The sequence below is a fragment of the Pinirhizobacter sp. genome (genome assembly GCF_035317885.1).
Classification (GTDB): domain Bacteria; phylum Pseudomonadota; class Gammaproteobacteria; order Xanthomonadales; family Rhodanobacteraceae; genus Pinirhizobacter.
On sequence record NZ_DATHFX010000381.1, the window covers coordinates 1 to 21,601 of the forward strand.

Consider the following 21,601-nt stretch of genomic DNA (forward strand, 5'->3'; position numbering starts at 1 on the left):
GAGCCACTGCAGGCCCGAGGCGGTAGGCACGGTGGCGTAGGTGATGCGTACGTCAGCCGGGTGCTTCGGCGCCTCGATGGTGAGTTTTTCGCCAAGTTCCTTGTCGCTGGCCGCCAGGGTGAATTTAAGCGGCGAGACGGCACCGCCGGCGCCGAGCGCCTCGACCTTGGCGATCTTCAGGTCCCGGGTGTCGAGCACCAGGGCCTGGGCCTTGGGGTCCTTCCAGTCCAGCTTCAGCGTGGCCGTGCCCGCCAGGGCCTTGAGGTCGAAGTCGACCCCGAGATCGAGGTCCAGATGGGTGACGCGGACCACCGACGGCTGGGCGTAGGAGTGGGGATCCGCGGCAAAGGCCGACAGCGGCAGCGCGAACGCGGCAAGCGCGACGGCGGACAGGTAACGCATGGTGAGGCTCCGGGGGATCGGGCTGAAACCCGGAGTATGCCACCACGCGGTGGGGCGGTTCAGGTGCCGGAGGGCGCAGACGAGGCGCCCTCGGACGCTTTCGCAACGTTACCGGCGGTAACGCGGACGGCCAGTTGAGCCATCACGGGAAGGTGGGACCGATACAAGGGGTCTTGGCTCCGCGTCTTATAGATCCGGGCCGTCAACGGCGGGGACGTAAGGTCGCCATTGTCCGCTGCGATGTCGGTACACGTGTTCCTGGCCATCGGTTTGACGGTCCGCGTATCGGCAGCCGCCCATTGGCTGCCAGCGCTCACGACATCACGAAGAGCCTGCAGTAGTTTGCGTTCTTCAGGGGTGTAGCGAAGTCCCATGCGCTCGCGATGTACTTCGATGGAATCCCGGCGTTCGCCATAGAGCCACCCTGTCGCCGCCGTGGGCGGCTCATTGACGACGGTGTCGGGAACGGGGGAACCGTGGTTTGATTCCTCGCTCTGGACGAATGCCGAGAACGCCTTGAAGTCGGCAATAAAAATAGGTGGCGACGTCAGCATGACGGGCTCCGAATATTGGGAGCCACATCGTCACCGATGGCGTAACCGCGCGCTTCCAGCTATCGCGCATCCAATCCTAGAATTTATACGCCCGATGGATCGCCACGATGCCGTTGGACAGGTTGCGTACTTCCACGCGGCCGAAACCCGCACGCTCCATCATGCCCTTGAGCGTTTCCTGATCGGGATGCTTGCGAATCGATTCGGCCAGGTACTGGTAGCTGTCGGCGTCGCCGGCGAACAGCTGGCCGAGCTTCGGCAGCACCTTGAAGGAATGGAAGTCGTAGAGCTTGCTGAAGAGCTCGCTCTTGACCTTCGAGAACTCCAGCACCAGGGCCCGGCCGCCCGGTTTCAGGATGCGGCACATGTCGGCCAGTGCCTTGTCCTTGTCGGTGACATTGCGCAGGCCGAAGGCAATCGTTACCGCATCGAAGCTTGAGTCCGGGAAGGGCAGGGCTTCGGCATTCATCTGCGCCCAGCGCAAGCCGGCCACCAGACCGCGATCGGTAAGACGGTCGCGGCCCACGCCAAGCATGGCGGCATTGATGTCGCCCACCACGACTTCCCCCTCGTCGCCGACCACCGGCTTCAGCAGCGCGGCGATGTCGCCCGTGCCGCCGGCCAGGTCCAGTACGCGGTCGCCGCGGCGTACGCCGCTCACGGCCACGAAGTGGCGTTTCCACAAGCGATGGATGCCGAACGACATGAGGTCGTTCATCAGGTCGTAGCTGCGCGCGACCGAGGTGAACACCTGGCCTACGAGGGCCTGTTTCTCGCCGACGGGAACGTCGCGAAAGCCGAAATGGGTGGTCGGGGGCGGAGTCGGATCTGTCATGGCGTGCATGGTAACCGATCCGGCCCCGGTACCCAGTGTAAAAGCCGCCTGTAGCCCTAGCCCGCGCTGGCCTGGTCAAGCAGGCTGATGTCTTCCCCGGACAGGTTCAGCTCCGCTGCACGGGCGATCTCGCCCAGCTGTTCCACGGTCGTCGCGCTGGCGATTGGCGCGGTGATGCCGGGCCGGGCCATCAGCCAGGCCAGCGCCACCTCCACCGGCTTGCCGTTATGCCGGCGGGCGACCTCGTCGAGTGCGTCCAGTACCTTCCTGCCACGGGCGTCGAGGTATTTCTTCACCGCGCCGCCGCGTGCGGCGCTCCTGGCAAGGTCGGCCTCGCTGCGGTATTTGCCGGTCAGGAAACCGCTGGCCAGCGAGTAGTAGCTGATCACGCCGACACGCTCTTTCAGGATCACAGGCTCCATGTGCGCTTCGTAGGCCTCGCGATCCATCAGGTTGTATTCCGGCTGCATCGATTCGTAGCGCGGCAAGCCTTCGGCCTGCGAGGTTTTCAGCGCATCGGCGAAGCGTTCGGCGCTGTAGTTCGAGGCACCGATCACGCGCACCTTGCCCTTCTGGATCAAACCGGCAAAGGCGTGCAGGGTCTCCGCCAGCGGAGTCTTCGGGTCGTCCTCGTGGGCCTGGTACAGGTCGATGTGGTCCACGCCCAGGCGGCGCAGGGAATCGTCCGCCGCCTCGTTGATGTTGATCGGTGAAAGCCCCGGGTGCTGCTGCCACTTGGCCACCTTGGTGGCGATCAGCACCTTGTCGCGCTTGCCGCTGGCCTTGAGCCACTTGCCGATGATGGCTTCCGATTCGCCGCCCTTGTTGCCCGGCACCCAGGCCGAATAGGCGTCGGCGGTATCGATCAGGTTGAAGCCGTGGTCGACGAAGGCGTCGAGCAGGGCGAAGGATTGTTTTTCATCCGCACTCCAGCCGAACACGTTGCCGCCGAAGGCGAGCGGGGCGACCTCGAGTGCGGACTGGCCGAGCTTGCGCTTGTTCATGGGATGTTCCTCACACATGGCAAAGGCGCCAAGCTTGCCATGCGCAAGGTCGAAGCGGCGTGTGCGCCCGGAAATGCCGACCTGGGCTAGTCGCGCCAGCGCAGGTCCACGCCGACCAGGAATGTGCGGCCCGGCGCGGGCTCGTAGTAACGGCCATTGCCGTCGTTGACGATCACCGAGCCGACGTAGGTGCGGTCGAAGGCATTATCGACGCGCGCGAAGCCGTGGATGCGCCAGTGCTGGCGATCGATCACGTAGCCACCGGATACGCCTACCGTCGTATAGGCCGGTGCGTATTCGCTGTTGGTGTCATTCACCGGCGTCTTGTCGTTATAAGTGGCATCCAAGCCTAACTGCCAGCCGGTATCGGCGCCCCACGCCAGGGCGGCGTAGGCGTAACTTCCCGGCACACCGGGAATGCCCGTGCCCGCGGCCACCGGCGTGTCCGGACGTGAGCAGCCGGCGACGACGCAGGTCAGGAAGGGCGAACGGAACGTCGCTTGCACCCGCGTATAGGCCAGGTTGAGCTTCAGACGATCCGCCAACTGGCTGGAGAGTGATGCCTCGAAGCCCTGTCGGCGCGAGCGGTCGATGTTCTGGTAGGTGGTGCGTCCACCCAGATTGGTGGCCACCGCCAGCTCGTCCTGGCTGTCGGAGCGGAACACGGTGAATTCCGCACGTGTGCTGTCGGACGGGCGCAGCTTGACGCCCACCTCGGTGCTGCGGGTGTGTACCGGCTGCAGGTTGAAGGCCAGCCCCGGGCCGCCGTCGTTGCGGTATCCAAGCTCGGAGAAGGTCGGCGTCTCGAAGCCTTTGCCGTAGTTGGCGTAAAGATGCACCGACGGGCTTGCGCTGAACATCACGCCCGCCACGGGGGTGGTCGCGCTGTAATCCTTCGAGCCGCTGTCGTCGGGATTGCCAGCAGCGATGTAACGGTCGTCGGAGTTGAATTTCACCTGCGAGTGGCGGACGCCACCCATCACCGTCCAGCGATCGGCCAGTTTCCAGGTGGCCTGGACGTACTGGTCGAAGTCGAACACACGGTCGATCTCATCGCGGCGCAGGTCGCCACGTACGCCAAGGATGTCACCTACATAGTCGTTGTAGCCGGTGCGGTGCTGGTGCTGATTGTCGTAGGTGGCGCCTGCGGCAAGCTCGAACGGCCGGCCGGCGAGGTCGCCCGACCACGTCCAGCGCGCATCACCGCCGCCGTACTGATTGGAAAGATCCACCACGCCGCCGGAATTTCCCGGCTGGCTGGCCTGGGTGGCCTTGGGTATCGACAAATACTGAAGGACGTTGCGGCTGCCGTAGTAGCCCATCACCCGCAGGCTGTTGTGTTCGTCGATCGAATCGTCGAAGACCAGGCCGCCCTGGGTCTGGTTGACCGTCTTGCGCGTGTTGTAAGTGTCCGCCACCGACGTGGCCTGGCTGGGATCGGCCTTCCACTGGCTTCGGGTGAGCCCGAGCGGGTCCTGCGCGAAAGGAACATCCAGCGTGTTCAGCACCAGCGTCAGGCGCTTGCCGTCATCGATCTGCCAGCCGAGCTTGGCATTGCCCGATTCGCGCCGCGCCGCACTATGGTCGCGGTAACCGTCGGTGCGGAAGTGGGTGTAGTCGATGTTGTAGTCGACCGGGCCGTCCTTGCCGCGGGCGCCGACGTCGGCGCGCAGCATGCCATTGCTGCCGCCGGCCAGGCCCGCGCGCAGTTCGTCCGGTTGTTGGCCGTCGGCGGTGAACAGTTGCACCACGCCGCCCGACGCATTGCCGTACAGCGCGGAGAACGGACCGCGCAGCACTTCCACGCGGTCGGCCGAGCCCAGGTTGAAATGGGAAACCTGGCCCTGGCCGTCGGGCATGCTGGCCGGGATACCGTCGGTGTACAGGCGCACGCCGCGGATGCCGAAGGTCGACCGCGCGCCGAAGCCACGGATGGAGAGCTGCTCGTCCTGGGCGTAGTTCTGCCGATCGCGGGCCAGGATGCCTGGCACGCTGGCCAGCATCTCGGACAGGTTCACGTTGAGCGCGCCATCGGGCGGGGCCGGAACCACGTTGATGGTGGCCGCCACGTCGTAGGGGGACTGCGCACTGCGGGTGGCGGTGACCACCACCGGTTCCAGGCGCTGGGCCGGCGGCGTGGTGTCGTCGGCATGAACGATGCCGGCCATGCCGAAAGTCGCCAGGACCGCGTGGATTGTGATGCGCTTCAAGGAAGATGATCCTGCCTCGGGGGAAGACCGATTATGATGCCTTTGCCCACGACGGCCCACCCAGCAGGCAGGCTGTCGTCCCACCCCCACCGATGGAACGCCATGAAGACACTCGCCGCCGTTTTCGCCGCCTGCGCGCTCGCCGCCGCGCCGCAGGTTTTTGCGCAGCCGGAAGACCAGCCGGCCACCGCCGTACCGCCGACATCCGCCGGGCAATTCACCACCGGCCAACTCGATGCCGTGATCGCCGGCAGCTGGCGCTCGCCGGCCAACAAGGCACGCGACGTCTACCGCCATCCGAAGGAAACCCTCACCTTCTTCGGTCTGCGCCCCGACATGAAGGTGATCGAGATCGCCCCGGGCGGTGGTTGGTACACCGAGATCCTCGCCCCGCTGCTGCATGACAACGGTTATTACACAGCCGCGGTGATCGGGCAGGGTGAAGGCAAGGAAATATCGTCGCTGAAGGCGCGCGTGGCCAACGATCCCGCCCACTTCGGCAAGGCCCAGGTGGAAAGCATCGACGAGAAGGCGCCCAAGCTTGGCGCGCCGGGCTCCGCCGACATGGTGCTGACCTTCCGCAACGTACATAACTGGACCGATGACGGCACGGCGCCTGCGATGTTCAAGGCGTTCTTCGACGTGCTCGCACCGGGTGGGGTGCTGGGCGTGGAAGACCACCGTGCCGCCGACGGCACCGACCTTGCCAAGCTCAAGGACTCCGGTTACCTGCCCACGGCCTACGTGGTGAAGCTCGCCACCGACGCCGGCTTCAAGCTGGCTGGGTCCAGCGAGGTCAACGCCAACCCGAAGGACACCAAGGACTACCCGAAGGGGGTGTGGACCTTGCCGCCCACCTATGCGCTCAAAGACCAGGACCGCGCCAGGTACCAGGCCATCGGCGAGTCCGACCGCATGACCTTGCGCTTCGTCAAGCCGCGCTAAAGGCCCATGCTGCTGGCACTGAACAAGCCTTATGGCGTGCTGTGCCAGTTCGTCGACCGCGAGGGTCGCCCGACCCTCGCGGAATTCGTCAGGCAGAAGAATATTTATCCCGCAGGACGGCTCGACCACGACAGCGAAGGCCTGTTGCTGCTTACCGACGACGGTGCCCTGGCCCACCGGCTGACCGACCCGAAGTACAAGGAAGCCAAGACCTACCTGGTACAGGTGGAAGGCGTCGCGACTGACGATGCCCTGGAACCCTTGCGGCATGGCATCACGCTTAACGACGGCCCCACGCTGCCGGCAGGTGCGCAGGTGATCGACGAGCCTACATGGCTTTGGCCGCGCGATCCGCCGGTGCGATTCCGCAAAGCGATCCCCACCAGCTGGGTGGCGATCACCCTGCGCGAGGGGCGCAACCGCCAGGTTCGCCGTATGACGGCCGCCGTGGGACTGCCCACCCTGCGCCTGATCCGCGAGTCGGTGGGGCCGTACGGGCTCGATGGCCTGGCACCCGGGCAAACCCGCGTGGTGTCGTCAACGGGGTCAGAGTAACTACTCTGACCCCCAACCTAGCCTAAGCGTTCGAGCCCGAAGAACAATTCGGCCGTGCGCGTGCTTGCCGCGGCGACCTCGGCGACCTCCTCGCCACGATCACGCGCCACTTCCTCGCAGATGTGCTTCAAGAACATCGGTTCGTTGCGGCGGTGCGCCGGCGGTGGTTTCACGGTGCGCGGCAACAGGTAGGGCGAATCGGTTTCCAGCATCAGCCTGTCGGCGGGAATCAGCTTCACCAGTTCACGCAGGTGCGTGCCGCGTCTCTCGTCACAGATCCATCCGGTAATGCCGATGTGGCAGTCCATATCCAGGTAGTGGCGAAGTGCTTCGCCATCGTCGGTGAAGCAATGCACCACCGCGGCCGGCAGCCGGTCGCGCACGGCGCGCAGCAGGGCGATGAAGTCGTCGTGGGCATCGCGCTGGTGCAGGAACACTGGCATGTGCAGGTCCGCCGCGATGGCGAGCTGGCGCTCGAATACGGCCAGCTGTACGTCGCGCGGCGAATAGTTTCGATGGTAGTCCAGCCCGGTTTCGCCGACGGCGACCACCTCGGCCTGGGTGGCCAGTTCCCGAAGCCGCGCATCCGTCGCGTCGTCGTACTCCACGGCATGATGCGGATGCACGCCCGCAGTGGCGTAAAGCACCCCGGGGCGTCCGCGGGCGAGCGCCAGGGCATCGATGCTGCCCTGCAGCGAGGCGCCCGTCACCACCAGCCGGGACACGCCCTGGATGGAGGCCCGCAGCAGCACTTCGTCGAAATCGTGGCGGAACGACTCGTGGGTAAGGTTGGCGCCGATATCGATCAGGTTCATGCGGATTTCGTGCTGCGCTGCGACAGGGCCGGCCATTATTCCATGTCAGGGTATTGCCGGCATTCATGTAGGCAGCGCGTTTCGTCATCGCAGACAGCCTGTTTCGCATTTCCGCTGGCGGAACTCCCGGAGTCTGAACGCGGTCACATTCAGTCACAAAGCTTTCCGACTTCTCGCCATAATCGGGTAGCTTGGGCCGGGTTATGCTAGATCGTTCACCCCTAAAGACTCAGCAGGGACGGGAAAACCATGGCGGCAGCAAGTGGAGCCACGCGCGCGGAGCGCCCGGGCAAGACACCCTCGCTCAGCGAGGCCGACGTCTGCGCGGCATTGGTGGCGCGTGGTCGCCTGAAAGATGCCGATCTCGCCCGTGCCCGTCGCCTGCACGAGGAATCCCCCGAGGGCACGCTCACGTCGCTGATGGCCCGCCTGGGCCTGGTATCCGAGCGCGACCTGGCCGAAGGCTGGGCGGAGTTGCTCGACGCCCCCCTGATGTCCGCCCGCGATGCCCCGGACATGCCCCCCGCCGAGGTGGAACTGTCGCTGCGGTTCTTGAAGCAATACCACGTGGTGCCCGTGCGGGAAGGCGACGATGGCCTGGCCCTGATCGTGGCGGACCCTGCCGACACATTCCCGCTGGAGGCCGCGCGTCTGGCCACGGGCCGTCCGGTGGGCCTGCGCATCGGCGTGCGCTCGGAAATCGACGACCTGATCGAGCGCTACTACGGCCAGGGCCGCTCGGCCATGGGCAGCATCGTGGAAAACCTCGATGGCACCAACGCTGAGGAAGAAGACGTCGAACACCTGCGCGACCTTGCCTCCGAGGCGCCGGTGATCCGCCTGGTGAACCTGATCCTGCAGCGTGCCGTGGAGCAACGCGCGTCCGACGTGCACATCGAGCCGTTCGAAAGCCGGCTGAAGGTGCGCTACCGCATTGACGGCGTATTGCACGAAGTCGAAGCCCCGCCGTCCAGTTCCACCGCCGCGGTGATCTCCCGCGTGAAGATCATGGCGCGGTTGAACATCGCCGAACGCCGCCTGCCGCAGGACGGCCGCATCCAGTTGCGCGTGCAGGGCAAGGAACTGGACCTTCGCGTGTCCACCGTGCCCACCAGCTTCGGCGAATCGGTGGTGATGCGTATCCTGGACCGCGAATCGGTGGTGTTCGACTTCGCATCGCTAGGCTTCACCGACAACTTCCAGCAGCGCTTCATCGAGGTACTTGAGCGCCCGCACGGCATCCTGCTGGTAACCGGCCCCACCGGCTCGGGTAAAACCACCACGCTCTATACCGCGCTGTCGAAGATCAATACGCCCGATGTCAAGATCATCACGGTCGAAGACCCGGTCGAATACCAGATCGAGGGCATCAACCAGATCCAGGTGAAGCCGCAGATCGGCCTGGATTTCGCAGGCGCCCTGCGCTCGATCGTTCGCCAGGATCCGGACATCATCATGATCGGCGAAATGCGTGACCTGGAAACCTGCCGCATCGCCATCCAGTCCGCGCTCACCGGTCATCTGGTGCTTTCCACGCTGCATACCAACAGCGCCTCGGGCGGCATCACCCGCCTGCTGGACATGGGGGTGGAGGACTACCTCCTCGGATCCACCGTCAACGGCATCCTGGCCCAGCGCCTGGTGCGCCGCCTGGACCCGGAAACCGCCATACCTTACGAGGCCCTGCCCGAGGTGGTGGAGCAATTCGAGCTGCACAAGTACACGAACGAGCGGCCCATCCGTTTATGGAAGCCTGGCACGAGCGCCACCAATCCCACCGGGTACCGCGGGCGCCGCGCCATCATGGAGTTTTTGGTGATGACCGATCCCTTGCGACGCCTGGTGATGCAACGCGCCGATGCCGGCGAGATCGAGCGACTGGCCCGCTCCGAGGGCATGCGCACGATGTACGAGGACGGCCTGGCCAAGGCCGTCCAGGGCATCACCACCATCGAAGAAGTCCTGCGCGTGACGCAGGAATCCTGACCGGCCGCCTTAAGTCATGTCGCAGTTCAGCTATCGCGCGGTCACTGCCTCTGGCGAAGTGCTGCAGGGCCATATGGAAGCGGCCAGTGTCGATGACGTCATCGCCCGCCTGCAGGACCAGGGCCACACGCCACTGGACGCCCGCGAGGCCAACGCCGCCGGTGGCGGTGGCATTGGCGGGATGTTCCGACGCGGGCCATTCAGCGGCGACCAGTTGGCGCTGTTCACCCACCAGCTGGCCACCTTGCTCGGTGCCGGCCAGCCGCTCGATCGTGCGCTGGGCATCCTGCTTGACCTCCCCGACAGCGAGCGGGCGAAGAAACTGGTCGAACGCGTGCGCGATCGCGTGCGCGGCGGCAACACGTTGTCCTATGCGCTGGATGAGGAACACGGCGTGTTCCCGCGCCTGTACATCTCGCTGGTGCGCGCGGGCGAGGCCGGCGGTTCTCTGGAAGAGACCTTGCGCCGCCTGGCCGACTACCTCGAGCGCGCCCAGGCCCTGCGCGGCAGCATCATCAACGCGCTGATTTACCCCGCCTTCCTTATGGTGGGCGTGTTCGGTTCGCTGATCCTGCTGCTGGCCTATGTGGTGCCGCAGTTCGTGCCGATCTTCCAGGACATGCAGGTACCGGTGCCGTGGATCACCAGCGCCGTGCTGGCGCTGGGCGAATTCATCAGCAACTGGTGGCTGGTGGTGCTGGTGTTGATGGTCGTGGGCGTGTTCTTCCTGCGCGTGCGCCTGCGCGACCCAGCCACCCGCCTTGCATTCCATGGCAAGTTGCTGGAGATGAAAGTATCCGGGCCGCTGCTGCTGAAGGTGGAAACCGCACGCATCGCGCGCACGCTGGGCACCTTGCTGAAGAATGGCGTGCCGCTGTTGTCTTCGCTCACCATCGCCCGCCAGGTCACCGGCAACCGCGCGCTGGACGAAGCCCTCGGCAAGGCCGCCGAGCAGGTCAAGGGTGGTGCGGGCCTGGGCGCCGCGCTGTCCGCCACACAGCGGTTCCCACGCCTGGCCTTGCAGATGATCCAGGTGGGCGAAGAGGCCGGCGCGCTCGACACCCTTCTGCTGAAGGTCGCCGACACCTTCGACGTCGAGGCCAAGCGCGCCATCGACCGCCTGCTCGCCGCCCTGGTGCCGGCACTTACCATCGTCATGACGGTGCTCGTGGCGATCATCATGTCCGCCATCCTGCTTCCGTTGCTCAGCCTGACGAGCAACATCCAATGATTGCATCACGAGGTTCAAGCATGACCCAGCGTCGCTCACTTCCCGCCCACGCGCAGCGTGGCTTCACCCTCCTTGAAATGCTCGCCGTGATCGTGCTGATCGGCATCGTCGGCGCGATCGTGGTCAACCAGGTGGTGAAAAACCTGGACAAGGGCAAGTACGGTGCCGGCAAGGCGCAGGTGATCACCCTCGGCCAGAAGGTCGAAAACTACGCCCTGGACAACGGCTCGCCGCCGGCCAGCCTCGACGATCTCGTAGCCAAGCCCGCCAATGCCGGCAACTGGCAGGGGCCATACGCCAAGCCGTCCGACCTGAAGGACCCCTGGGGCCACCCGTTCGGCTACCAGGCGCCGGGTGAGCACGGCAGCTACGACCTCGTGTTCTACGGCCAGGATGGCAAGCCCGGCGGCGACGGCTATAGCGCCGACTACGGCAACTGGCAGTAACGAACCCCCATGCGACCGCGTGGCTTCACGCTTTTCGAGATGCTCGCGGTCATCCTGCTGCTGGGCCTGGCAGCGGCCGCTGTATCCATCCCGGTAAGCCAGGGCCTGGCCTCCGCGCGGGTGAATGCTGCGTCCGGCGAGCTGGCCAGCGCCCTGCGCTACACCCGCATGCAGGCGATCGTGCAGGGCAAGGAACAGAAATTCCTGGTGGATGTTTCTGGACCGACCTACCAATCCCCCGGCCGCGATGTGCAGCATTTGCCTCAAGGGATGAAGCTGTCGGTGAACAGTGCCAAGGCCGACCAGTCGAACAGCCAGGCAGCCATCCGTTTCTTCCCGGACGGTAGTTCCACCGGTGGGCGCATCACGCTCAGCCGCGGCACGCGGGAGTGGCGGGTGAACGTGGCATGGCTTACCGGGGCCATCAGCGTGGACCGCCAATGACACAGCACCCACGGCATGCCCAGCGCGGCTTCACCCTGCTCGAGGTGATCGCCGCCATTGCCGTGCTTGCCGTTGCCTTTGCCGCGCTGATGCAAGTGGCGGGCTCGTCCTTGCGGCTGACGGCCAAGGCAGGCGACCGCAGCATCGCGGCCTTGCACGCGCGCGCTGTGCTCGACGGCGCTTACGTTGTGGATCCCTTGCAGCCTGGTATCACCCAGGGCAAGTTCGACGACAACTACAGCTGGCGGCTCACCGTGTCGCCGTGGCAACCGGCCGGCCAGCTGACCTCGCCGCTGCAGCTTCAGGCAGCCAACCAGAATCTGTCCGCGCCCCAGCTGTTCCGCCTGGACCTGCTGATCACCTGGGGTAACCAGACAGCCCGTTTCGCCACCCTGCGCCTGGCGCCGCCGCCAGGGGCCACGGGCGTTGGCAACGCGATCCCGGGCATGCCATGAAACATGAGCGCGGCTTCACCCTGATCGAAGTGCTCGCGGCCATCGTGCTGCTGAGCCTGATCCTGCTGGGGGTGTATTCGGGCATCCGCACAGCGACGCGGATCGTGCACAGTGGCGAGGAACGCATCGGGCGCATGGACGAAGTCCGCTCCACCGGGCAATTCGTGCAGCGCGAAGTGGCCCAGGCATTGGCGCTGCCGTTCGCCGTCACCGACGAGGGCGATGGCATTGTCTTCGACGGGCAACCCGATGCTGCGCGTTTCGTCGCCCCTTTGCCGGGCTACCTCGGCAAGGCCGGCGCGCAGATCATGACCTTGCAGCTCGTGCGCGACAACAACAGCAACCGGCTGCAGGTGACCTTCAGCCTGCTCCCGCCCGATGGTTCGCCACCGGTGGCGCCGGGCGATCCGGAGATCCTCCTGGCTGGGGTGAACAGCGGCTCGTTCGCCTACCGGGGTTACGACGACCAGGGTAATCCCGGTCCATGGGTGGACCGCTGGCCCGATGGCCGCCGCCTACCCTCGATGATTGCCCTGCGCATGAAGCTGGCCGGCGGCGTGGGCTCGCCCGAGATCATCGCCCCCTTGCGCATCGACCCGACCTCCGTGAACGGACGCAATCCGCTTGGCAACCTGCCGCGCCGTCCGGCGGTACTGCGATGATCGCGCGTACCCGCCAGCGCGGCGTGGCCATGTTGATCGTGCTGTGGGCGTGCACGTTGCTGGCGATCCTGTTGGGCGGCTTCGCTGTGATGTCGCGCACGGAAGGCTTGCAGGCGCGCTACCAGTTCGCCCAGGCGCAGGCCCATTACGCGGCCGAGGCGGGCCTGGTGCAGACCATCAACGGATTGATGTCGCAGGATCCGCAACAGCGCCCGATACCCGATGGCCGACCCTATCCGGTGACCTTCGACGATGCCAAGGTGATCGTCACCGTGGTCGACGAGGACGGCAAGGTCGACCTCAACAGTGCCAGCGGCGCCGTGCTGCAGGCGCTGTTCCAGGCGGGTGGGGCACCGCAACAACGTGCGATCTCCCTGGCTGCTGCCGTGCAGGACTGGCGCTCGTTCGGTATAGCGGGATTACCGAACGGAGCCAAGGCGCCGGCCTACAAAGCCGCAGGCTTACCTTACGGGCCACGTAACGGGCCCTTCGCCACCATCGAGGAACTGCAACAGGTCCTTGGTATGGATAACGACCTTTATGAAGTGGTGGCGCCGGTGGTGACGATCTGGTCCGGACGTGAAAGGCCCAACCCTGTGCATGCGCCGCCGCTGGCGCTGGCCGCGATTCCCGGCATGACCCCGGACCAGGCCAATGCCCTGCTGGCAACGCGGCAGGACCCGAATGCTTCGGTGGCGGCCGCCAGTGGAGTAACGCATAGTATCCGGTCCGAGGCGACGCTGGCGGACGGCACCCGTGCGGTGCTGCGCGCCGTGGTTCGATTGCGCGGGGCGCAGGCGGGGAGCCAGCCCTATGCAGTGTTGCGATGGCAGGAAGGAGATTCCGAATGACGGCGTGGCAGGAAGCACTGCACGAACCCATGCGCCAGGTGCGCCAGGCCTGGCGCGACTCGCCCATGCCCGCGTTCTTCACCTGGTGGTCGGGTGAACTGTCGGGCCTGCTTCCCGTACGCCTGCGCTCAGCCATTGCGGCAGGTCCCAACTGGTACCTGCTCGCCGCGGAGCCCAAGGGATGGTCGTTACGCGCCGCCAGCGGGGGCGAGATCCACTTCATCGATGGCGAACTCGACGGCGCTGCCCAACTGGCCGCGTTCCGCCGCGCCACGGCTTCGGTAGCGCCCGGTGATCTTCGCGTAGCCCTGGTGCTACCGCCGGACCAGGTGCTGCGGCGCCAGCTGTCGCTGCCTGCCGCCGCACGTTCCAACCTCCGCCAGGTGGCCGGTTACGAAATCGACCGGCAAACACCGTTCCGTCCGGAACAGGTTCACTACGGCGTGCGCGAACTGCGCGATGTTGCCGCGCCCGCAGGCAAGGTGATGGTGGAAATGGCAGCCACGCCCCGGGGCGCGGTTGACCCACTGCTCGACGGCCTGGCGAACGCCGGCATCGCCATCGACGCGGTGGATACCATCCAGGACGATCACCGCGCCGGGTTCAACCTGCTTCCGCCCGAGCGTCGCGCGACGCGCGTGGATCGCCGCCGCCGCATGAACATAGCCCTTGCCGCCGGTGCGCTGGTGCTTGCCATCGCCGCGATGGCCACCTGGGTGCATAACCGGCAGTCCGCACTCGATGCCATGGAATCTGAAGTGGAGGGCATGCGTGCCGACGCGCAGAAGGTATCCGCCTTGCGCCAGCGCCTGAGCGAAAGTGCCGGTGCCGCGGGTTTCCTGGCCCAGCGAAAATCCAGCACGGTATCTGTGCTGTCCGTGCTCGATGAACTCACCCGCCGCCTGCCCGACGACACATGGCTTGAGCGCCTGACCATCAGCAACACCGGCGACCTCGGCTTCCAGGGGCAAAGCCCGCAGGCGGCGAAGCTGGTCGATGCACTCAAGGGCGCCAGGTTGATCGGCGAACCCAGCTTCCAGGGCACCATCGCCACCGATCCATCTTCGGGCAAGGAGCGTTTCTACATGGTGGCCAAGGTAAGACCACCGGCAGGCGCCTCACCTCCCGCGCAAGCCAAGCCCGCGCCCGCCAGCACTGGAGGCAAGCGTGCGCCTTGACCCCGCCCCCTCACGCCTGCTCGCCGTGCTGCTGCTCGTGGTGGTGCTGGCCATCGCCTATTTCGTGCTGGTGCACTGGTGGTTCGTGGCACCGCAGCTGAGCATCGCCAGTGACATGGCCGATGTGCGCGACACGCACAGTCGCTTCGCTGCTGCCATTGCCGAACGCCCCGCGCTGGAAAAGCGCATCGCCCAGTTGTCGCAGACCCAGGTACAGAGCGACGCCTTCCTGCCCGACGACGACGCCAACACCGCCGCTGCCAACCTGATGCAGCGCGTGGTGACGGTGGCCGAGTCGCACAAGGACGCCGGCCCCTGCGACGTGGTGCAGAAGATGCCGGTGCCGACCGCCGGCAAGGCCGGCGAGCCCTATACCCGGGTAACGGTGAACATCAGCCTGCGTTGCGGCGTGCAGCCGTTGGCCGCCGTGCTGCACGATCTTGAAGACGGCGTGCCTTACCTGTTCGTGGACGACTTCAGCGCCTATCGGAACCCCGTGGCCGCCAAGTCGTCCAATGCCGCGCCACTGGAAACCCAGTTCACGCTGTCCGGCTACATCCGGCGTGCCTCCGGCACCGTGGCCGCCACCAATGCCAATGGAGGCCAGCGATGAACGCCGTTGGCCATCAACGCCTCGCTCCGTGGCTAGCGGGCGCGTGCGCCGTCACCGGCGCGGCCCTGCTGGTGTTCCTTGCAGGCGTAGGCCGTCAAGTGGCCTGGAACGACGTGCCGGGCGCAGCGGAAGAAGCCCGTGCCGCACGCGCGGCGGTGATGCCCGAGACGATGCCGCTGGCGAGTTTCGCCGAAGTCTGGCAACGGCCGTTGTTCGCGGCCGACCGCAAGCCGGGCGCGGTGGCCGCCACCGGCGATACGGTGAGCCTGGGTGATCTCCAGCTAACCGGCATCATCCTGACCCCGACCCTGAAGATGGCCCTTTTTCGCAGTACTTCGGGCGACAAGCAGGTGCGTGTGAAGGAAGGCGCGGCATTGCCCGATGGCCGGTGGACGTTGGCAACGCTCGGCCCGCGCAGCGCCACCTTCGATAACGGTGGGGAGCGCAAGGAACTGACGCTTGTCACCGCTCGGCCCGACGCCCTGGCCAAGGCACCGGAAAATGCCCCCGCCGAAGGCCAGCGACCACCCGTCGCCGGGCAGATGGTACCGAACGCCGAGGGTAGCCCCGAGAACCGTACCGCCGAGAATCCGCCGCAGCCACCGCCGCCGGGTGACGACCCCGGCAGCGAAGCCGCGCAACGCCGCGCCCGCATCGACGCCCTGAGGGCGGCGGTGCAACGTCGGCGTGCAGAACAACAAGCCACGCAGCAACAGCAGGTCCCTGAAGGAGTACGTTGACGCATGTTTGCCATCCGACCGATCACGGCCGCCACCCTCGCCATCCTGCTGGCGAGCTGCGCCTTGCCGCAACCGCGCGACGACTCCCTCCAGCGCGAGGCCGTTGCCGGTGCGAGCGCCCCGCCGCCCGCGCCGCTGGCCCTGCACCAGGACGCCGCACCGCCACCCGTGGTGGAAAAGCCCGAGCTCACCCGCGGCAGCGGCGAGTACGTGCATCCACAGAGCCTGGCCAAGCCTCATAAGCAGGCCGCCGGCGATGGTGCCGTCACTTTCAACTTCGAAAACCAGCCGGTGGAGGCCGTGGTCAAGGCCATCCTGGGCGACCTGCTGCATGCCAACTACAGCATCGTGCCGGGTGTGCAGGGCAACATTTCGTTCTCCACCTCGCAGCCGGTGTCCAGTGACGACGCCCTGCCCATCCTTGAGATGCTGCTGTCGTGGACGGGTAACGCCCTGGTCAACCAGAACGGCCGCTACGTGGTCATGCCGGTCAAGGAAGCCGTTGCCGGCAACATCGTGCCCAGCCTCGGCGCCGGTGCACCACGCGGCGGTTTGCAGGCACGGCTGTATCCGTTGCGCTTCATCAGCGCCACCGAGATGGTGAAGCTGATCAAGCCGTTCACCCGCAACGACGCCATCCTGCTGGCCGACCCGAACCGCAATGTCATCATCCTGTCGGGTACGAATGACGAACTTGGCAACTACCAGCGCACGGTAAACATCTTCGACGTCGACTGGCTGAAGAACACGTCCATTGGGGTGTTCAACCTGGAGCGCGCGGATGTTCGCGAACTGATCCCGCAGCTCAATGGCATGTTCGGTCCCAAGGGCGACACGCCGCTGGCGGGCCTCTTGCGTTTCATCCCGATCGAGCGCACCAACTCGCTGGTGGTGATCAGCCAGCAGCCGCGTTACCTGGATGAAGTGAAAGACTGGCTGGACCGCATCGACAAGGGCAGCGGCAACGAGCCGCAGCTGTATGTCTATGACGTTCGCAACGTGCAGGCTTCCGACCTTGCCCAATACCTGGGCAACATCTACGGCGGTGGCAGCACCGGCGGTAGTGGCAGCAGCAGTGGCAATAACGGCCGTGTCGGCCAGGGGCTATCCGGCGGTTCGCTTGGCACCGGCGGTGGCGGCGCCTTTGGCAGCAACGCAGGCGGCTTCGGCAATTCCTCCAGTTACGGCAGCACCTCCGGCTACGGGGGCGGCGGAACCTCGGGCATGGGCGGCACCGGCGGCGTGGGCGGTGGCCTCGGCGGAGGCGGATTCGGCGGCGGAGGCGGATTTGGCGGTGGCGGTGGTCGTTTCGGCCAGAACAACAACAGCAGCAGTAATGCCAATAATTCAAGCCAGGCCAATGCCTCACTCACCACCGACGATGGCGTGCGCATTTCGGCGGTGGACAACAACAACCAGATCCTCGTGCGTGCACGGCCATCGCAGTGGCATGAGATCGAAAGTGTGATCCGCCGCCTGGATGCCGTACCGCTGCAGGTGCAGATCGAAACGCGCATCCTGGAAGTGACGCTTACCGGCCAGTTCTCCTTCGGCGTGCAGTGGTATCTCGAGGGCCTGGTGGGCAGCACTAATGGCGGTGTGACACAGCCGGGCAACAAGCAGCAGTGGGCCCTGGGGCAGGGAGGTTTCAATTTCAATCCGGGAGGCAATGGCAGCCTGGGCGATGCGTTCTACTACTCCTTCGCCAACAACAATCTCTCCGCCGCCATCCACGCGGTGGAGCAGAGCGGTAACGCCAAGGTCCTTTCCGCACCCTCGTTGGTGGTGTTGAACAACCAGGACGCCGCAATCAACGTGGGCGACCAGATCCCGGTAACCACTACATCAGTGGATACCAGCACCTCTGCGGCCAACACAGTCAGCAGCAATACCTACATCTCCACTGGCGTCACCTTGCAGGTGCGCCCGCGCGTGAATCCCGGCGGCCTGGTGTACATGCAGATCGACCAGCAGGTGAGTTCGCCCAACCCCACGTTGGCACTTTCCGGCAATGCCAGCGGCAACACGCCCATCAGCACCCGCGAGGTTGCCACCCAGGTGGCCGTGCAAAGCGGACAGACGGTGCTGCTGGGTGGTTTGATCAAGCAGGATGAAGCCAGCACCGATACCGGCATCCCGGGCCTGAACCGAATTCCGATTCTTGGCCGCCTGTTCGGCAGCACCAGCCGAAACCGCAACCGCACGGAACTGATCGTGTTGATCACTCCGCGCGTGATCCAGAGCGCCGAGGATGCGCGGGACATTACGGACGAGTATCAGAAGAAGTTTGAATCGCTGGCACCGATTCGTAATGACACGCCACCGGCAGGTAAGAGCGTCGTGGCGCCAGTGACAACGACGCCGATCAAGAACTGACGGTACGCAAGGAGGGGTCGGAGTAAAACTCCGACCCCGAACCGACGAGCCCAAGCCATGAATAATGTCGTCTCCCCCATTACGATCGCCTCTGCCTTGACCGAACACTGGTCACCCCGCGTGATCGGCGAAGTGGACGATGCCTACATCAAGGTCGCCAAGGTCAAGGGCGCGCTCGCCTGGCACAGCCACGAGCACGAGGATGAACTCTTCCTTGTCCTTAATGGCCACCTTCGTATCGAGATGGAAGACCGGACGGTGGAACTCACCCAGGGCGAGATGTTCATCGTCCCCAAGGGCGTGCGCCATAACCCGGTGGCCGACGACGAGTGCGAGATCATGCTGATCGAGCGGAAGTCGACCTTGCATACGGGCGATGTGGTGATCGAAGGCACACGATCAGTGGAAGAGCAGCTGCGCCCCGTTTGACTGCCATGCCCGGGGTCAGAGTATTCACTCTGACCCCCATGCGAACACCTGCCCCCGATGCGAACACCAGCACCTGAGCATCGTTCGATGTGCAGCCGCGCTCAACTTTGAGACCATTCGCATTTACGCGCGTCGTGCGATCGCGGATCATTTGTTCGTTCCCGCTGACCCGGCAACCGGGTGTGAGAACCCGATGTGTGATCGCCCGCCGCAGGAGTGCCTGCGGCGGGCGAGGTTTCCTGCTTTATGGCGGGCAGCCAGGCGGGCCATGCCCGACCGTCGCACATCGGTTCTCACCCTGGCTCGCCCGCCACCCGGTCCATGGAAACCGGTGGCGATTCCCCTCTGAGCCATGGTGGGGTGGATGAACGCACTGGGACGCGGCGGGAGTCGTCCCCTGAAGCGCCGATGGCCTTGCCATCCCGGCTGCATCCGTCGGGAGTCGAAACCCGTGGCGTCCATCTGCCCGCATTCGTTATGCCTCTCGTTGAGGTGTCAGCAAATCAGTGCCTGGTAAGTGAGACGTCGACAGCATTTACGCGTGCCGCTAGTATCGACCTAACAGCTCACCCACGGTCCTCGTGAGGCAAGACCTCCAGGGCGGTGGGCGGAAAAGCCGGCGAAAGCCGGTTTTTTCATTTTTAGGCTAAAGGGTGGCACCCTAACTAAATTGCTCGAATCCAAAGTAGCTCGGACGAAGCCCGGCGCAATCTGAATTGGATTGCACAAGTAGTGGCTAGATACGAGAAGGTTCGGAAACAGGCTGGACAATGTGGGCACCAGAAATGACTATGGCATACATCATTTTTTTTGTCGTTGCGGTGCTTACATTTGCCATGACATCGCGCTTTCCGATGGGATGGCGATTGGTTTTGGCTGCCGCTGTATTTCTTTTGATGTCAGTGGCGTTGACTATTTTGGTTGTAAAGGTTGGCGATAAACCTTCGCCAGATTCAAGAACGGTTTTTCCGGAGAAAAGTCCACCGGAACGATGACCGCGACAGGGCGAGGGTGGCCTTAAGTGTCGAGCAGCCAAACGGGCTCAAGCCCGACAGCTCTCACTTCGGCTATGGCGTCGTCCACCCCGGCTGCCTTACCTAGGTCTCCTGGTAATTGATCTGCACGGACGTCGAGACGGCAGGCCATCAAGCGTATGCGAGCCATGCGCTTCGGCGTAACGACGCTGGCATTCATTTATATGCCCTTATTTCGACGAGGTGCTTGCTGGGGTCGAAGAAATAGATCGTCGGTGCCCGGCCTCGCGCGCCGGATTCCTCCCCAGGCCCCGTGTTCGTGCCGACGTTATGGAAGGCCGGACCGAAGTCGAGCCCCGCGGCTTTGACGCGGCCGAAGATGGCATCGAACTCGTCTTGGGACACGGCGAAGGCGTAGTGGTCCGCGCCTTCCGTACCCCATTCGGCGAGCTGTAGCTGGAAGTCCGGGCTTACCCGTATCAACGCGAAGGGGCCATCGCGTCCCTCGTCGGTGAAGCCCATGATGCCGGTATAGAACGCGACGCTGGCCGCGAGGTCGTTGACCTTCACGATGATGTGGTCGATCGATGCCATGGGTGTCTCCTCAGGTCGGTGAGCGACGCGGCGTGGCCAGCGGACCGAGTGTAGGCCGCAGGCGGCGCGCCCGCCATGTAGCGCTTTTGGCGTTGCTCGCAGCAGTGCGGCTAGAGGGCCGCAATACATTACGACCGGACCGACGCATTCTGCGTTGACGCCGCCGTAGCGCGGCATCGGGCAGCCTTATGATTCCGCCCGGTTCGACCGGGCCTATATCACCCGGAGTACTCGTATGACCAGCAAGGCCCTGTTCGTTGAGCTGCACGCCAAGAGCGGCCGCGAAGAAGACGTCGCGGCGTTCCTGAAGAGCGCGCAGTCGTTGGTCGACGCCGAGCCCGGCACGGTGACCTGGTTTGCCGTCCGTTTCGACAAGAGCACCTTCGCCATCTTCGACGCCTTTGATGGCGACGAAGGGCGCGATGCGCACCTCAATGGCAAGGTGGCAGCGGCCTTGATGGCGAACGCTGCCGAACTCCTCGCCAGCACGCCGCAGATTCGCAAGGCGGACGTGCTGGCGGACAAGCTATCTCGTTAACGCGTCACGGCGTTCCCTGCGACTGCGGCGTCATCGCCGGCAGGGTTGGCATCACGCGTGACGTGTCGATGGATTTCGTGGCGGCGGCGGCGAAGGCCGCCAACGGACAAGCGTCGTGACCGCCACATCCGCTTACATGCATCCTGGCCGGTCGCATGCCGTCGAAATGGTTGCCGCGAAGGTCGTCCATCGACGGCATCAGCGCACTCACCTTCACCACGTACTGGTTCCCGCGCTTGAAGAGGTCGAACACCAGGCCGCCGCCGGGCGGATAGTCGTCCGGACGGTTCGCGTCGTGCCAATGCAACCCGAAGACCCCGGCGATATTTGCCAGGTTCGTGTCGTGGCCGATCAGCACATAGGTGCCACGGCCATGAGACGAGAACGCTGCCACTGTCGTTCGTTCGCCCGCGGCAGCTTGCAACGTGGCCAGGATATGCGCTGCCAGGTTCGACCCGGCCTGCGCAGCGGCGGGCATGCTCTTCTTGTCGCGGGCGAAGGCCTCGTTGTGCAGCACGATCACCTTGCCCAGCCGCGCCCCATCGGCGCGTCCCCATGCCACTTCGTTGGCCGGCTTGCCCTCGGCATAGGCAAGCATGAGGTTTTCACTGAAGGTGCCCGAGAACTTGCCGGCCTTGGGCGTGGGCCTATCGTCTTCGATCAGAAGCGTCTTGCCCGACGCTGACGCCGCTTTCAGGCAGGCCTTATCGTTGCACCCGAGCAAGATCGCCTGGAGCTCCGCCAGGGCAGGCGAGATCTCTGTA

General features: G+C 65.0%; 22 protein-coding genes and 2 pseudogenes. 16 read left to right on the plus strand and 8 right to left on the minus strand.

Translation table 11 applies throughout. The annotated features are described in order from the left end of the window. From VK519_RS12510 to VK519_RS12530, 5 genes and pseudogenes are all read right to left on the minus strand, one after another. Positions 1-402 (minus strand): annotated as a pseudogene (locus VK519_RS12510) (aminopeptidase); the annotation flags it as partial. Positions 403-461: 59 nt separating this feature from the next. Next, positions 462-956, minus strand: coding sequence for a hypothetical protein (locus VK519_RS12515; RefSeq protein ID WP_324350229.1), 495 nt, complete (start codon positions 954-956; stop codon positions 462-464). 76 nt (positions 957-1,032) lie between these two features. Then, a complete protein-coding gene (gene ubiE / locus VK519_RS12520; protein ID WP_324350230.1) occupies positions 1,033-1,800 on the minus strand; it encodes a bifunctional demethylmenaquinone methyltransferase/2-methoxy-6-polyprenyl-1,4-benzoquinol methylase UbiE in 768 nt (255 codons plus the stop codon). 47 nt (positions 1,801-1,847) lie between these two features. Then, complete coding sequence (locus VK519_RS12525; protein ID WP_324350232.1) at positions 1,848-2,795, minus strand: aldo/keto reductase; 948 nt, start codon at positions 2,793-2,795, stop codon at positions 1,848-1,850. An 86-nt stretch (positions 2,796-2,881) separates the two neighbouring features. After that, positions 2,882-5,005, minus strand: coding sequence for a TonB-dependent receptor family protein (locus tag VK519_RS12530; RefSeq protein ID WP_324350234.1), 2,124 nt, complete (start codon positions 5,003-5,005; stop codon positions 2,882-2,884). 102 nt (positions 5,006-5,107) lie between these two features. Here VK519_RS12530 and VK519_RS12535 point away from each other — a divergent pair, with 102 nt between their 5' ends. Both VK519_RS12535 and VK519_RS12540 read left to right on the plus strand, forming a co-directional pair. Then, positions 5,108-5,950, plus strand: coding sequence for a class I SAM-dependent methyltransferase (locus VK519_RS12535; RefSeq protein ID WP_324350235.1), 843 nt, complete (start codon positions 5,108-5,110; stop codon positions 5,948-5,950). Between the two features lie 6 nt (positions 5,951-5,956). Next, positions 5,957-6,505 (plus strand): pseudouridine synthase, encoded by a 549-nt coding sequence (locus tag VK519_RS12540; protein WP_324350237.1) that lies wholly within the window; start codon positions 5,957-5,959, stop codon positions 6,503-6,505. A 17-nt stretch (positions 6,506-6,522) separates the two neighbouring features. On the opposite strand, the gene VK519_RS12545 is transcribed toward VK519_RS12540, so the two are convergent. Then, positions 6,523-7,320, minus strand: coding sequence for a TatD family hydrolase (locus VK519_RS12545; RefSeq protein WP_324350239.1), 798 nt, complete (start codon positions 7,318-7,320; stop codon positions 6,523-6,525). Between the two features lie 249 nt (positions 7,321-7,569). Between VK519_RS12545 and gspE the strand changes: the two genes are divergently transcribed. The 13 genes from gspE to VK519_RS12610 all read left to right on the plus strand — a co-directional run bounded on the left by gspE (position 7,570) and on the right by VK519_RS12610 (position 19,726). Further along, positions 7,570-9,306, plus strand: coding sequence for a type II secretion system ATPase GspE (gene gspE, locus VK519_RS12550; RefSeq protein WP_324350241.1), 1,737 nt, complete (start codon positions 7,570-7,572; stop codon positions 9,304-9,306). A gap of 16 nt (positions 9,307-9,322) precedes the next feature. Beyond that, positions 9,323-10,537 carry a type II secretion system inner membrane protein GspF gene (gene gspF, locus VK519_RS12555; protein ID WP_324350243.1) on the plus strand — a complete coding sequence of 405 codons (1,215 nt, stop codon included), beginning with the start codon at positions 9,323-9,325 and terminating at the stop codon, positions 10,535-10,537. A gap of 20 nt (positions 10,538-10,557) precedes the next feature. After that, positions 10,558-10,983, plus strand: coding sequence for a type II secretion system major pseudopilin GspG (gene gspG, locus VK519_RS12560; RefSeq protein WP_324350245.1), 426 nt, complete (start codon positions 10,558-10,560; stop codon positions 10,981-10,983). A gap of 9 nt (positions 10,984-10,992) precedes the next feature. Continuing rightward, positions 10,993-11,427: a GspH/FimT family pseudopilin gene (locus VK519_RS12565; RefSeq protein ID WP_324350247.1), complete on the plus strand. Its 435-nt coding sequence runs from the start codon at positions 10,993-10,995 to the stop codon at positions 11,425-11,427. Further along, complete coding sequence (locus tag VK519_RS12570) at positions 11,424-11,882, plus strand: prepilin-type N-terminal cleavage/methylation domain-containing protein (protein WP_324350249.1); 459 nt, start codon at positions 11,424-11,426, stop codon at positions 11,880-11,882. Before VK519_RS12565 ends, VK519_RS12570 begins: the two co-directional genes overlap by 4 nt. Further along, positions 11,879-12,544, plus strand: coding sequence for a prepilin-type N-terminal cleavage/methylation domain-containing protein (locus VK519_RS12575; protein WP_324350251.1), 666 nt, complete (start codon positions 11,879-11,881; stop codon positions 12,542-12,544). The genes VK519_RS12570 and VK519_RS12575 overlap by 4 nt, the downstream gene beginning before the upstream one ends. After that, positions 12,541-13,395, plus strand: a complete 855-nt coding sequence (locus VK519_RS12580; RefSeq protein WP_324350252.1) for a type II secretion system minor pseudopilin — start codon at positions 12,541-12,543, stop codon at positions 13,393-13,395. The genes VK519_RS12575 and VK519_RS12580 overlap by 4 nt, the downstream gene beginning before the upstream one ends. Further along, entirely contained in the window at positions 13,392-14,573 is a 1,182-nt protein-coding gene (locus tag VK519_RS12585) for a PilN domain-containing protein (protein WP_324350254.1), read from the plus strand. The genes VK519_RS12580 and VK519_RS12585 overlap by 4 nt, the downstream gene beginning before the upstream one ends. Next, positions 14,563-15,186 (plus strand): type II secretion system protein GspM, encoded by a 624-nt coding sequence (gene gspM, locus VK519_RS12590; RefSeq protein ID WP_324350255.1) that lies wholly within the window; start codon positions 14,563-14,565, stop codon positions 15,184-15,186. Before VK519_RS12585 ends, gspM begins: the two co-directional genes overlap by 11 nt. Further along, positions 15,183-15,926 (plus strand): type II secretion system protein, XpsN-like, encoded by a 744-nt coding sequence (locus VK519_RS12595; protein ID WP_324350257.1) that lies wholly within the window; start codon positions 15,183-15,185, stop codon positions 15,924-15,926. The genes gspM and VK519_RS12595 overlap by 4 nt, the downstream gene beginning before the upstream one ends. Positions 15,927-15,929: 3 nt before the next feature. After that, on the plus strand, positions 15,930-18,302 hold the full coding sequence (gspD, locus tag VK519_RS12600) for a type II secretion system secretin GspD (protein WP_324350258.1): 2,373 nt from the start codon (positions 15,930-15,932) through the stop codon (positions 18,300-18,302). 57 nt (positions 18,303-18,359) lie between these two features. Continuing rightward, positions 18,360-18,731: a cupin domain-containing protein gene (locus tag VK519_RS12605; RefSeq protein ID WP_324350260.1), complete on the plus strand. Its 372-nt coding sequence runs from the start codon at positions 18,360-18,362 to the stop codon at positions 18,729-18,731. Between the two features lie 791 nt (positions 18,732-19,522). Continuing rightward, a complete protein-coding gene (locus VK519_RS12610; protein WP_324350261.1) occupies positions 19,523-19,726 on the plus strand; it encodes a hypothetical protein in 204 nt (67 codons plus the stop codon). A 195-nt stretch (positions 19,727-19,921) separates the two neighbouring features. Here the strand turns inward: VK519_RS12610 and VK519_RS12615 are convergent, their stop codons facing one another. After that, positions 19,922-20,299 (minus strand): VOC family protein, encoded by a 378-nt coding sequence (locus VK519_RS12615; protein ID WP_324350263.1) that lies wholly within the window; start codon positions 20,297-20,299, stop codon positions 19,922-19,924. 235 nt (positions 20,300-20,534) lie between these two features. Between VK519_RS12615 and VK519_RS12620 the strand changes: the two genes are divergently transcribed. Then, positions 20,535-20,837, plus strand: a complete 303-nt coding sequence (locus tag VK519_RS12620) for a putative quinol monooxygenase (RefSeq protein ID WP_324350265.1) — start codon at positions 20,535-20,537, stop codon at positions 20,835-20,837. Between the two features lie 4 nt (positions 20,838-20,841). On the opposite strand, the pseudogene VK519_RS12625 reads toward VK519_RS12620, so the two are convergent. After that, a pseudogene (locus VK519_RS12625) lies at positions 20,842-21,601 on the minus strand (histidine-type phosphatase); the annotation flags it as partial.

What these genes read in the sequence shown, in the direction of transcription:
- VK519_RS12540 (WP_324350237.1), top strand. Translation starts at nt 5,957, where the DNA reads ATGCTGCTGGCACTGAACAAGCCTTATGGCGTGCTGTGCCAGTTCGTC.
- VK519_RS12580 (WP_324350252.1), top strand. Translation starts at nt 12,541, where the DNA reads ATGATCGCGCGTACCCGCCAGCGCGGCGTGGCCATGTTGATCGTGCTG.
- VK519_RS12565 (WP_324350247.1), top strand. Translation starts at nt 10,993, where the DNA reads ATGCGACCGCGTGGCTTCACGCTTTTCGAGATGCTCGCGGTCATCCTG.
- VK519_RS12575 (WP_324350251.1), top strand. Translation starts at nt 11,879, where the DNA reads ATGAAACATGAGCGCGGCTTCACCCTGATCGAAGTGCTCGCGGCCATC.
- VK519_RS12615 (WP_324350263.1), bottom strand. Translation starts at nt 20,299, where the DNA reads ATGGCATCGATCGACCACATCATCGTGAAGGTCAACGACCTCGCGGCC.
- VK519_RS12620 (WP_324350265.1), top strand. Translation starts at nt 20,535, where the DNA reads ATGACCAGCAAGGCCCTGTTCGTTGAGCTGCACGCCAAGAGCGGCCGC.
- VK519_RS12605 (WP_324350260.1), top strand. Translation starts at nt 18,360, where the DNA reads ATGAATAATGTCGTCTCCCCCATTACGATCGCCTCTGCCTTGACCGAA.
- VK519_RS12610 (WP_324350261.1), top strand. Translation starts at nt 19,523, where the DNA reads ATGGCATACATCATTTTTTTTGTCGTTGCGGTGCTTACATTTGCCATG.
- VK519_RS12585 (WP_324350254.1), top strand. Translation starts at nt 13,392, where the DNA reads ATGACGGCGTGGCAGGAAGCACTGCACGAACCCATGCGCCAGGTGCGC.
- VK519_RS12545 (WP_324350239.1), bottom strand. Translation starts at nt 7,320, where the DNA reads ATGAACCTGATCGATATCGGCGCCAACCTTACCCACGAGTCGTTCCGC.
- VK519_RS12525 (WP_324350232.1), bottom strand. Translation starts at nt 2,795, where the DNA reads ATGAACAAGCGCAAGCTCGGCCAGTCCGCACTCGAGGTCGCCCCGCTC.
- gspD (WP_324350258.1), top strand. Translation starts at nt 15,930, where the DNA reads ATGTTTGCCATCCGACCGATCACGGCCGCCACCCTCGCCATCCTGCTG.
- VK519_RS12535 (WP_324350235.1), top strand. Translation starts at nt 5,108, where the DNA reads ATGAAGACACTCGCCGCCGTTTTCGCCGCCTGCGCGCTCGCCGCCGCG.
- VK519_RS12570 (WP_324350249.1), top strand. Translation starts at nt 11,424, where the DNA reads ATGACACAGCACCCACGGCATGCCCAGCGCGGCTTCACCCTGCTCGAG.
- VK519_RS12595 (WP_324350257.1), top strand. Translation starts at nt 15,183, where the DNA reads ATGAACGCCGTTGGCCATCAACGCCTCGCTCCGTGGCTAGCGGGCGCG.
- gspG (WP_324350245.1), top strand. Translation starts at nt 10,558, where the DNA reads ATGACCCAGCGTCGCTCACTTCCCGCCCACGCGCAGCGTGGCTTCACC.
- ubiE (WP_324350230.1), bottom strand. Translation starts at nt 1,800, where the DNA reads ATGCACGCCATGACAGATCCGACTCCGCCCCCGACCACCCATTTCGGC.
- gspF (WP_324350243.1), top strand. Translation starts at nt 9,323, where the DNA reads ATGTCGCAGTTCAGCTATCGCGCGGTCACTGCCTCTGGCGAAGTGCTG.
- gspE (WP_324350241.1), top strand. Translation starts at nt 7,570, where the DNA reads ATGGCGGCAGCAAGTGGAGCCACGCGCGCGGAGCGCCCGGGCAAGACA.
- VK519_RS12515 (WP_324350229.1), bottom strand. Translation starts at nt 956, where the DNA reads ATGCTGACGTCGCCACCTATTTTTATTGCCGACTTCAAGGCGTTCTCG.